Annotated in this window: 11 protein-coding genes; 1 reads left to right on the forward strand and 10 read right to left on the reverse strand. The window is 38.8% G+C overall.

The features are described 5' to 3' along the window. Positions 1-64: 64 nt before the first annotated feature. The 6 genes from psbP to ANA7108_RS0120455 all read right to left on the reverse strand — a co-directional run bounded on the left by psbP (position 65) and on the right by ANA7108_RS0120455 (position 5,021). Complete coding sequence (psbP, locus tag ANA7108_RS0120430; protein WP_016952682.1) at positions 65-610, reverse strand: photosystem II reaction center PsbP; 546 nt, start codon at positions 608-610, stop codon at positions 65-67. Between the two features lie 266 nt (positions 611-876). Further along, complete coding sequence (locus ANA7108_RS0120435; RefSeq protein WP_016952683.1) at positions 877-1,686, reverse strand: Rpn family recombination-promoting nuclease/putative transposase; 810 nt, start codon at positions 1,684-1,686, stop codon at positions 877-879. Positions 1,687-1,706: 20 nt separating this feature from the next. Further along, a complete protein-coding gene (locus ANA7108_RS0120440) occupies positions 1,707-2,078 on the reverse strand; it encodes a type II toxin-antitoxin system PemK/MazF family toxin (protein ID WP_237741532.1) in 372 nt (123 codons plus the stop codon). Continuing rightward, positions 2,036-2,257 (reverse strand): ribbon-helix-helix domain-containing protein, encoded by a 222-nt coding sequence (locus ANA7108_RS0120445; RefSeq protein WP_016952685.1) that lies wholly within the window; start codon positions 2,255-2,257, stop codon positions 2,036-2,038. The genes ANA7108_RS0120440 and ANA7108_RS0120445 overlap by 43 nt, the downstream gene beginning before the upstream one ends. Positions 2,258-2,339: 82 nt before the next feature. Continuing rightward, entirely contained in the window at positions 2,340-2,612 is a 273-nt protein-coding gene (locus ANA7108_RS0120450; RefSeq protein WP_016952686.1) for a hypothetical protein, read from the reverse strand. Between the two features lie 60 nt (positions 2,613-2,672). Then, positions 2,673-5,021: a dynamin family protein gene (locus ANA7108_RS0120455; protein ID WP_016952687.1), complete on the reverse strand. Its 2,349-nt coding sequence runs from the start codon at positions 5,019-5,021 to the stop codon at positions 2,673-2,675. 307 nt (positions 5,022-5,328) lie between these two features. Here ANA7108_RS0120455 and ANA7108_RS0120460 point away from each other — a divergent pair, with 307 nt between their 5' ends. Beyond that, a complete protein-coding gene (locus tag ANA7108_RS0120460; RefSeq protein WP_016952688.1) occupies positions 5,329-5,778 on the forward strand; it encodes a DUF29 domain-containing protein in 450 nt (149 codons plus the stop codon). Between the two features lie 4 nt (positions 5,779-5,782). Here the strand turns inward: ANA7108_RS0120460 and ANA7108_RS0120465 are convergent, their stop codons facing one another. From ANA7108_RS0120465 to ANA7108_RS0120480, 4 genes are all read right to left on the reverse strand, one after another. After that, complete coding sequence (locus tag ANA7108_RS0120465; protein WP_026104337.1) at positions 5,783-7,174, reverse strand: PP2C family protein-serine/threonine phosphatase; 1,392 nt, start codon at positions 7,172-7,174, stop codon at positions 5,783-5,785. Positions 7,175-8,252: 1,078 nt separating this feature from the next. Beyond that, the gene (gene ftsY / locus ANA7108_RS0120470) at positions 8,253-9,851 is read right to left on the reverse strand and encodes a signal recognition particle-docking protein FtsY (protein WP_016952690.1); all 1,599 of its coding nucleotides are present in this window, start codon (positions 9,849-9,851) and stop codon (positions 8,253-8,255) included. A 147-nt stretch (positions 9,852-9,998) separates the two neighbouring features. Further along, a complete protein-coding gene (gene nusB, locus ANA7108_RS0120475; RefSeq protein WP_016952691.1) occupies positions 9,999-10,640 on the reverse strand; it encodes a transcription antitermination factor NusB in 642 nt (213 codons plus the stop codon). 203 nt (positions 10,641-10,843) lie between these two features. Continuing rightward, entirely contained in the window at positions 10,844-11,605 is a 762-nt protein-coding gene (locus ANA7108_RS0120480; RefSeq protein WP_016952692.1) for a DUF502 domain-containing protein, read from the reverse strand. Positions 11,606-11,834: the final 229 nt, after the last annotated feature.

Genomic DNA, 11,834 nt, shown 5'->3' on the forward strand with positions numbered 1-11,834 from the left:
ATGGGAAGAATCGGTAATGGCTGATTAGAAAAACTCTGCTCCCTATCACCTGTCACCTGATTAATTAATACACCGTAAAAGAACTGACAACTTCATCAATCATGCGTTGTAGTCTTTTCCACCGCTGTTCAGGAACTGAGGCATTAAAGGTAAAAAGCTTGCCACGACTCACAGCTACACTAGAGATATTGTGTCGTTTTTGCTGATTAGGAAGTTGAACTTCATACTCTAAAAAGTAGTATATTTTACCATCAGATTCTTTCTGCACCGCATTGACTAATTCTGCGGAACGGCCAGAATCAGTCGGAGCAAGAGCAGCTTTTCCTAACTTATATCCAACTTCTGTAGGTGTCCCCAATTCTGGTAAAGTTTTTCCATCAGGAACAGGACTAATTACCACAGAGACATTTTCTGAGACTTCAATTAAATCATGAAAAACTACATCGGGACCGTTGGCAACTTTAACTTGCAACCACCCATTAGGATATAAGAACTGATAACCATCCGCACTATCTACAAAGCTTTTGAGTCCAGCAGCAGACGCTACACCAGTGTTACTGAGACTGACGCTAAATACTAATAACAAAATTAACGCAAATTTTTTCCACATTTATCAAAATTCCTTTGGGTCTGAAGCAATATAAGGCAAGCGTTATTGCACCATCCCATTTTCCCATAAAGGTTACGCTTTAGATTAGGAAAAGGATCTTGATTGTCCAGCGATTTCAATACCTAAGTAAATGTGTTGGTGTTGGGTTTCCTTGCGTTAAACGCCACTTCCACTCAACAGGGGAACCTCCTGACGTGAGTGGCTCCCCAATCTACTTCTTAATTTCTTGCTAAAGTCGCAGAAAATTCTTCAGCAATTAGTTAAAATTAGGATTCTTGAATCTCCTTTTGTAAAGCCTGAACTTGCTCAAGAGATAATTCAGTAACTTGAGAAATTTGTTCTAAACTCATACCAATTCTTAACAAGTTTAAAGCCACATTTCTTGTGGTTTCAGCTTTACCTTCTACTTTACCTTCTGCTTTCCCTTCTGCCTTACCTTCTGCCTTACCTTCTTCTAGGATTTCTTGATAAATGACTGATTCGCGCATAATCTCACTCCTGAATATTTTCCTAATTACATCTTGCTTTAACACTAGACCTGCTAAAATGCCACTAGCAGCAGCTATATTTTTTTGTAGCCTTTGATTGGTAATTGCTTCAACTGCTTGGGCAACTTGAGTTAATACCATTGTAGGATCTTTTGTCTGAGTCAGCACGGCAAAGGGTAATAAACCAGGAACAGTCAGAAATTTCTCTGTCGGTTGTTCCCACAAGCGGATGACATCAAACTCATGGTAAGTTTTCTCTAATCTAAAGTTGTTTTCATTAACTAATTCTGACCCTGTTTTTCGCAAATAGATGACTATTTGGCGCATTCTTTTGTTAGGAAAGCGTCGATACACCCTGACTCGATAATCTAACATCCTAAAGGGCATATCTTCATCTGTGTCGGTTTGAAATTCGCTATGTAGAACTAATTCATCAGATTGTAATAAGATTAATGAATCGGCGCGAATTGGTTCGTTTGATAATTCTGTGGGGCTAAGTTCTGTTAATTTAATTGGTGAACCTAGTAACCATGTTGCTAAGTCGTCTTTGAAGTTTTCGGCTAGGAATTTGCAGATGTTGTCATACATGAGACTTTGAAAAAATGTGCTTAGTTGTTGTTTAAACTCAGGTATCGCCGCAGAATATTTTGCGCCTGTTCTAGTAATTCTGCTTCTAATTCACCTAATTGTTGAGTTAAACGAATTTTGTCAAATGTCATTGGTTCAACGCATATTAAAAGACTATCTACAGAAAGTCCATTTTGTGCTGATGAAGTTACTTCAACTACCGCAGGTGACATACGAGGATTATTAGGTTTGGCGGAAGTAAAAGGTAAAACTGTGACTTTGCTGCGTTGGTTGTTAAACAAAGTCCCAGAAATTATGAGTGCTGGACGAGTTTTTTGAATTTCTGTACCGACAGATGGATCAAATGTAACTATCCAGATGCTTCCCATTCGGTAATCGCTATATTTTGCCATTCACTTTCCCAACCTAATTCTAATTCATCAACCAAAGCGCAAGCTGCCGCTAGTGCTTCATCTTGTTGTTTTTCTTGCCATTGTTTCAAGAGACTTTCAATCAGCGCACTACGGTTTTCAACTTTTTGATCAATGTAATTTACTAATTCATCTGGCAATGAAATTGAGATTTTAGCCATATATTACCCAAAGTCACACTATAAGTAGTATAGCTCAGTTTTAATGTCGTATGTTGTAGCCTATTGTCAAATAATACCTGTTTCAACTATATTTATCTTCTAGGTAATTAACATAACTTTCCTCTGGATTTTCTGATTCTAAGCGAATTACACCTATTAGGCTTTGTGTCCAGGGTTCAAGTTCAGATAAGGTTTCTAGAGTGGGTTGAGGAGGAATAGAAGATAGTGTTTCTTGTTGAATTGATGCTAGTAAGGTTTGCACAAGAGTCCAGCGTTCTTTGATTGGTAATTCTAATACCTGTTCTTGCAATTCTTGTAATTTAATCATTACTTTGCTGCTAACTTGATTATTCATTATCCTAACAGATAAAAAACGATGTTGGGTTTCCTCATGTCAACCCAACCTACATAAAATCTATGGTTTCCAAGTGTTGAGAGATTGACGAATTGATTTTAATTCCTGTAGATATTCATTCAGTTTCTCTTTTTGGAGATTCAAGGTATTAATTATTTTGTCTGATTCTACTTCTTTTGTCTCCCGTTCTTTTAGCAAAATATTAAAATCGTCTTGGAATTTCTTGATGTAGTCATTGATTTGTTGTTCTGCACGTCTAAAGTCTTCTGCAATTTGTTTTTCGATGACTCTTTGTAGCAACTCTCTATTTCTCGAAACCTGTTCATCTATCTTCAAATCAATTAACTGTGCAGTGTTGCGTAAATCTATTTCATAAAATTCTTGTTTGTCTTCATATTCAACAGGAACATAATAAGATTTACTAGAACAACAATTCTTCTCTGTTTTTAATTCTTGTTTTGTCCGTTTAAATATTTCTTGCTGCTGTCTAATATTTGCATCAATCCCCTTAAATTCAAAGATAGGAAACTGAATGGGGTTAACGTTTAATTCAACTTGCAAAGCTTCACCCAAATAATCAGATAGTTCATTCGATATCTGTTGGATATCATTTTGGATTTTGAGAGCCAATTTTTCACGAATATTAGTACCATCTCTAACCAATCTATCTTGAGTGTCTAGCCAAAAACTTTGAATTAGAGGACTACAAAATTCGTTGATAGTTTTGCTAATGTTTTGAGCATCCTTTTTATTCTTGACTTTGATCACATATGGATCAGAATTTGTCTGAATTTCATTAGAATCATCAGAGAAATCAAAGATTTCAGGTGCAGATTTAGAAAGGGATTTGATTAAAGATGTACTTCCTTTGACACCTACCCTGAATATGTTTCCCAAGCCTTTACCAAAAAAGTCTAGAATACCGCCACCAAAATCGGCTATAACATCGCTAATATCCCCCCAATCAACATTTTTATCTGATTTTATGACTCGTGAAGTATTAGCTTTCACTTGTTTTGCACCAGAGAATTTTGTAGATTTAGATTGAGCGATTTGGTCAATTTGATATTGAATTTCCGCTTTAGTTCCTTCAGCAAATATATCAATACCTTGGCTAAAACCTCTTACAAGTATTTGTTTTTGTCTATCTACTGACTTTTTTACATCTTCTACCTTAATCTTGGCATTATAAGAACGTTTTCTGTACTCTTCTATTTTTTGCTTTAAGGCTGTAACATCCATTTCCCAACCACTAATTTTTGTGTTGAGAGTGTCTTCAAGTGATTTAGCAGCTTTATCAATTTTCGCTAAAGCATCATTTAAAAGGTTCCAACCTGCATTTTTAGTGATAGTTTCAATTACTGTTTCTTGAATAGTAGGAATACCACTATCTATTAAAGCTTGTCCAGCAATTTTCCGAGGTGCTGGTATAATCTGATTGCCTTCTTCATCTTCAGTTGCATATCTAGCACTAAAAAATTTCTTGAAATCCTTTATTTGACTGTCTGTTGCTTTTTCTTGTTTAATTAACTTTGCTAAAAGTCCTTGTCTAGAACTGGCAGGATAAATAATGGGATTAGGAAAACCAAAATCAGATAATTCTCGTTGTAAATCTTGAATTACTTCTTCAATTTCTCTATCTCTTTCAGTTTTTTGGTCTACTTTATTGAGAATAAAGTAAATTTTACCTTTTTCAGATTCTAAAATCTCTTTGCGATTCTCTACTACATCCTTAAATAATTCAGCAACAGCATTATCTTTGTAGGAAGCGTAATTTAAAACAAACAAAATTGCATTGCAGGTTCTTAACGCTTCTAGCGCAGTTTGCTTGAGTGCTACTGTGTTAAATTGAGCAGATTCCCATTCATTCGGTCCAGGTGTGTCAACTAGGGTAAAACCCGCAAGCGAAGAAAGTCCGCTAATTGCTTCAATGGGATGTTCTATTTCAAAACGTATAGTATTATCAGGATTTCCCGTTTCTCTAATTTCACGGGTTCTCACTAAAAACTTCTGCTGAATTTCTCCTTCGTCACCTTCCGCAATAACAACAGGTTTTCTTTCTCCTTGTCGGTATTCTAACAGTCTGGGAACTTGATCAGCAGGAATATGGAGTACATCTGTACGGCAGATGGTACAAGCTGCGGTTTCACTAGCTAAAACATCTACACCAATGATGGAATTAAGAAAGGTACTCTTACCGGCTTTCATAGCTGCAATAACCGCAACCTGATATTTCTGTTTTTCCAATGCGGTTAAAGCTGTGGTGATGTCATTCTCAACACTCTGCAAACCTTTAGTATCATCACCTTCACTGAGACGACTTTGGCGAATTTCCTGAAGATACTGTAATAGGTGTGTACCCAGGTTGTAAATATTGCTGTGTGCGGCTTGGAATTGTTCTGAAGACATAGTTTGTTGATGCTGCTAAGAAAAGTTGCTGATTTAGATGCGTTTATTTCTATCTATAATACTGAAAATAAATTATCCCACGCAAGATGGACACCGTATTATTACGGTGAAATCACTGATTATTGTTTCTCGTGATCTTGTTTATAACCTTCCTGAAATGGAATCATACCCAAATACCCGACTTCTCAAAAAAATAGAGGATCTATCTTCTAGTACCTTGTATTTCCAGTCCTATACAAATTCTTTTACTGACTCAGAGTTAAAATAGTAAATTAATAACCCATCCAAACAAGATTGCAAAAACATCATGGTTTCTATTTCCAAGAAAGCAATCCAGTTGTATGATACTGATTTTGTAGCATGGACACAGCAAACGGCTGAATTAATCCGTGCAGGAAAATGGGATGGTGTAGATTGGGAAGCGGTGGTTGAGGAGATTGAAAGCTTGGGAAGGTCAGACCGAAGAGAGTTGAAAAGCCGATTGGAGGTATTGTTACAGCATTTGCTAAAATGGCAATATCAGCCCAGTTTGCGAAGTGGCTCTTGGCAAAATACAATCGCAGAACAACGAAACCGCATTGAAGATTTACTGCAAGATAGTCCCAGTCTTAACCCTTATCTAGAAGAAGTTTTAGCTGATTGCTACCGCAGAGGAAAAAAACTAGCAAGCAACGAAACTGGAATCTCCCAAGATATCTTTCCAGCAGATTTACCTTACACAGTGACTCAAATTCTGGACATCGAATTCTTACCTTAACCCATCACAAAATCTGTAAAACCACCATTGTCATATCATCAGTATTTTGCTTATCTGGTCCGATGAATTCCTGAACTTTATCAAACAAATAATCAACAATTTCCTGTGGATTATTGCAATAACGGCAAGCAAAGTTAAAAGAAGTGATAAAATTTTCTTCATCAAAGCGATCGCCCCCAGCCGCTGCTGCATCAGTCAAACCATCTGTATAATAAATAACTGTATCTCCTGGCTCTAACTGCGCTTGGGCATCTTCATATTGGCTATTAGCATCCAAACCAATCAGCATCCCTATAGTATCCAACCGGCTAACAGTTTTCGTCGCTGCGTGCCACCAAAAAGGAGGATTATGTGCTGCATTACTGTAGGATAAAACCCGCGTTACAGGGTTATATTCCGAGTAAAACATCGTGATAAAGCGGTGAGAATTTTCCAAATCTGCATACATAACTCGATTCAAATTTTGGAGAATTCCAGCAGGAGAATTGCCATGTAATACTTCCCCCCGTAGCATTCCCCGCATCATCGTCATAATCAATCCTGCGGGAACACCTTTACCCATCACATCCCCAATTACCAAACCCCAACAAGCTTCTTCGGCACTAATGTATTTATGTGGTTGTAACTGTTTGTGATTTGTGGGAATAAAATCATAATAATCTCCACCCACACGATTAGCCGGTTTACAACGTGCAGCCAAAACTACACCGGGAATACTAGGACATTGACGCGGTAAAAGTCGCCGTTGAATTTCTGCCCCAATTTCTAATTCTTGATCTAGACGTTCTTTTTTTCTCAGTTCTACCGCTAGTTCATCATTTTCAATTGCTACGGCTGTTTGATCTGCAACTAACCTAACTAACTTTTGTCTAGTTTCTGTCCAACTATATTGTGGATCACGGCTCAATACATAGAGCCATCCCCTTTCTGTATGCTTAACTAAAATAGCTGTGCCAAAAATTTGCACATCTGGCCCCAAATAGCGATGCATCTCATCATCCAAAATCCCTGTGGTTGCTGTTAGCGGCACAGAATTTGGTAAAAGTGTAATTTGACTGCTGGCAGTTTCCAGAGCTTTTCTAATATTTTTTCGTTGCTGAGTATCTTGCCAATGCAGTTGTTCTAACCTAATTTGACCATTAGGTTTATAAAGAAATAAAGCGCTACCTTCTGCGTCGGTAACTCTTGTGGCCATGAGTGGAATCAATTCCAAAAACTGATTCAGATTATTAAAACTTCTGAGGGCAAATCCTAAAGAACTGAGCAAATCTTGAATTTTGTTTTGTTCTCGGTGTAACCTGGCCACAAGTTCTTTCAGTGCCACGACTGGAGTGACATCTGTCGCGGCACTACTATTACTTTCAGTTGGGTGAGAAGGAACTTGAGACACAGGCAGATATGCTATTGCTTTTTAGATCAGCAGATTTATGATTTCTTATAAATCCTTGGTTTTTGGCATTGCTAAATCATATTGGACAAAATTATTGATTTTAGCAAGAGTAGAAAGACTTAGTAAATAATGTTTGTCAGTATTGCATTCGCTTATTACATTTTTGGTAATTTATGACCATTTTACAGAAATATATTTATTTGTCAAAAATAAAACAGTCACAAACTGTAATTTTGATGATATGCTAAACGGCTTTTCATTTTTTCATAACTAAATTAGCAATTCATATACCTTGAGAAATAAAAGTTTATTGTTAGCAAAATTGTCTTTTCATCTTACAGAGTAAATATCGACAATCAGGGATTAAGGAACAGGATGTATTTTTAGTGAGTTTCTTGATGAGTTCGTTGACAATTTAAATTGCTAAATAACTCAAAAAAAGTATTTGCGCGTCAATTGGCAAACAAAATCAGTGAGTAAAGTTTAGAGTGTTAATCTAGCTTACTGACACCACTTTATTTTTTGAGGATACCTTCTGTGATAGCCAAGCAACAGTATAGATGCATTTAAGAAACCACTTGGTAACTTAAAAATAGAGCTTTAGTGTGCAATTCTAACAGAAGTTAGCGATTAATTGTAAAAAACAATTATTTTAGAAATTCGGGCGTTCCCATTGCCAAAATGTCCAATAATTAGGGCTTGCTGATAGCGTAGCGTGGCGTAAGCCATAAAAGTCTTTTGGTTAGGGCTAGAAGTCAGGAGTCAGGAGTCAGGAGTCAGGAGTCAGGAGTCAGGAGTCAGGAGTCAGGAGTCAGGAGTCAGCACTTCGACTACGCTCAGTGACCAGAGGAAGAATTAGAAGAAGAGAAGAATAGTCTTGAATCTGGTTAAGTGATAGGTTTTTGCTAGTTTCAACGCTTATTCCTTGCACCTGATTTACCTTTTTCACCTTCAAACTCTTGATATATCTAAGTTTTAGCTTTATTAAGCAAGCCCTAATTACGAATTACGAATTACGAATTACGAATTACGAATTACGAATTACGAATTACGAATTACGAATTACGAATTACGCAAAGCAGTACTAGCCATTTAATAACGCTTCTACAAATTCATAGCTAGAGAATGGGCGCAGGTCTTCAATTCCTTCTCCTGCACCGATAAAACGAATCGGTAAACCCAATTGCTTAACAACGGCCAGAGCCACACCTCCTTTGGCTGTGCCATCTAGCTTAGTTAAGACTACACCGCTCAGTTGGGCTGCTTGGGAAAAGACTTCAGCTTGTCGGAGTCCGTTTTGTCCTAAGGTAGAATCTAGAACCAAGAGAGATTCTACATGAGCATTGGGGGCTTTTTTGTCAATAATTCTGCGGATTTTACTCAATTCGTCCATTAAGTTTTTCTTGTTTTGCAGTCGCCCAGCGGTATCTATTAATAGCAATTCGGTTTCCCGTGATTGGGCTGCGGCGATCGCATCAAAGACAACTGCGGCGGGGTCTGTGTTCTTCCCCGGATTGGCAATTACTTCTACACCACTTCTGCTTCCCCAGACTTTTACTTGTTCTACAGCAGCCGCGCGGAAGGTGTCAGCCGCACCAATCAAGCATTTATAACCAGATTTTTGGGCTAAATGGGCAATTTTACCGATTGTGGTGGTTTTACCTGCACCATTCACCCCTGTAATTAACCAAATGGTGAGGTTGTCTTTTTCTGGGGCAAAGCTAGATTTTGGCAATGTTTGAGTTGGTGTATCTAGCATATCTCGAAGGATTTGTTTCAAGTATGCGATCGCTTGTTCTGGTGGGGTGATTTCGTCCCGCAGTTTTTTCTGTAAAGCATCAATAATAAAATCTGTCGCCTCTACACCTACATCTGCTTGCAGAAGTAACGCCTCAATTTCTGCAACAGCAGCTTGATTTAAAGGACCCTGACCAACAATTGACTTGAGTTGGTTAAGGATATTGCGCCTAGTTTTATCTAAACTTTGGCGAAGCTTTTTCAGCCAGGTAATTTCTTCTATAGAAACATCTTCCGCCCGTCTACCTTGGGCTGCTAAAACTTCCACTGACCAGACAAACCCATCATCAAATTCTATTTCCGGAATTTCTGCTTCTATTTCTGGTGTAGTTGATGCCGGAGTTGGTGTGATTACTGGTTCTTCAACTTCAATCGCGTTGGCTATCAATCTTTCCTGTTTGGCTTGTCTTTCGGCGGCTGCCCGTTCTAAAAAGGATAAGGTAGCTGGTTGTGCCTCGCTGACTGTGGCTTCCGGGCTGGAAATTTCTGTTGTTTCTAGAATTGCCGCGACTGGGGCTGATTCTTCAATAACAGATATCTCTTCATCTGCGGTTGATGGGGTAACTTCCTCTGCTGGGGTTGCTGTTGTTTCGGCAATTACCGCGACTGGGGCTGATTCTTCAATAACCGATGTATCTTCCGCTATGGTTGATTGGGTGACTTCCGCCGCTGGGGTTTCTGTTGTTTCTTCTATTTGAGATTGTTGTTTTTGCTGAATATTTTTGTATGCAGCTTTAGCAAACGCCAACAAGTCCGCCGTGTCTGGCGTAGCTGCTGCGGATGGTTCTGGTGGTATTTCTTCTGTAGGCTGAGTTTCCCCCTGTGGCTGTTGTTCGGGGGTATCGGGAGTATCGTTATGTTGACGGCGGAACCAATTAAAAACCATTGCAGCAGTACTATATTATTTAGTAAATTAGGAAATTATCAGTTATTAGTTCTTAGTTTAATTTAATTTCCCACCTTTTCCTGGCCAGAAAGTGGGTTATCCTCACTTGGAACCTATACATGAAACTGGTGAAGTGAGGACAACACCCTAGGCCGTCTGTTTATGTTCTGTGACTCGGCGCAGCACACCATTAATAAAACGATGTCCTTCATCTCCACTGTAGCGCTTGGCTAATTCTACAGCTTCGTTGATGGCAATACTGGCGGGAACTCCCATCAATTTCATTTCTGCTACAGCTATTTGCAAGATATCGCGGTCAATTTGCGCGAGGCGACTGACTTGCCAATCTACTAAGGCTTCAGAAACAAGTGTATCGATGAGACTCCGGTTTTCGTAGACGGTGATGATAATTTGTTTGGCGTAATTACGAACGTCTTTGTCTTGATTCGCTAATTGAATTAATTCAGGAAAATCAACGGCTGTACCCAATTGATTAATGGCTGTTTGGGTGTAAGTGATCGCTTCTTGGAGCATGGTTCTAGCTGTATTTAGGTCTGAAGCCCTAGTTTGGCTAGTTAAAAGGCGATCATTGCTGCGTTGCAGTTCACCAGCTGCATTATTTAGAGTATCTTGCACTTCTGTTGTCAGAGTGCGTACTGCGCCAAGTACCAATTTGGCTACTAATTGTTCATCTGGTAGTTTATCTAATTTTTTGGGGTTGATTGGTAACTGGCTGAGGCTTAATAAGGCCAATTCCCGTGCTATTTGCTGAGGTTTACGAGGTTGCATAATGGGGGGAGTGATTAACTAAAAGGAGCAAACTCATAATTATATCAAGTTTTGCATCTTTATATCGTTTCCTAATCACATGAGATACATCACAGCCCCTTCCATGCTGGGGGTGAGGTGTGGGGTTTTTGTACCTCACTCAACCGAGAACCGCCATAAATCACAATTTACTGAATTTGACTAGGAAGTTTAGATTGTTGATTTTAGGGTTTTTCCACAGGAATCACATGATTTTCGGTTCCTAGAGGTAATACTGATTTTGGTGAAATTGCAGGTGATAGGGGTGTATTGGCGGAAACAATCCCACCAGAGACTACTATTTTAAAAGCATCTTCCACAGATAGTGAAAGGTTGACTACTTCGTTTTCTGGGACTACTGCATACCATCCAGTGGTAGGGTTGGGGGTGGTAGGAACAAAAACGCTCAACATGGGAGTGGGCATTTGAGCTTGGATATCACTGCTAATTGCACCGGTGACAAATGCGATCGCCCAAATTCCTCGTCTGGGATATTCTAGTAAAACCACACGCCGAAATTTGCCATTGGAATCTTTAAGTATTGTTTCCAATAGTTGCTTGAGGGTTTTGTATACCTGACCAGCTAAGGGAATCGCTTGCAATAAACGCTCACCAAAGTCTAGCAACCATTTACCAGCTATATTCCGAGCCATCAAACCAATGAGCAGGATACTCAGTAGTGGTACAGCCAATCCCACTACCAAATTCAGTACATTCACTAATATAGGATGTAAGCCATCAAAGGGATTTAGCTGTTTCGGGATTTGGGTGAGGAAGTTAACTACCCAACTGGCAATAGTAATAGTCAGCCAGATGGTAGTTGCTAGAGGAATCACCACTAACAAACCAGCAATCAGGTCATTCTTTAAGTCCTGTTTTAGGCGTTCAATTACCAAGCCCCTGTTCTCCTTTTTTTGGCTATTACAATTTTTGTGATTGGTATTCATAATCCCTAAAAGCTGTCAGGACTAATTCACCTAGAATATTCAACCTATCTTCCGCAGGAAAGCATCAGTGCTGGATTCTTCACTAGTGTTACTTTTCTTTGTAATACTTGTAAATGATTGTTGCAAGTTTCTTAGATAATACTAATCCTAACGTGCTATATCATCAGATGCTCATAATTATAAACAGCAATAGATAGACTCAGGATATCTGGTGACTGATGAATTAGGT

Origin of the sequence: Anabaena sp. PCC 7108, from assembly GCF_000332135.1 — a bacterium.
GTDB lineage: Bacteria > Cyanobacteriota > Cyanobacteriia > Cyanobacteriales > Nostocaceae > Anabaena.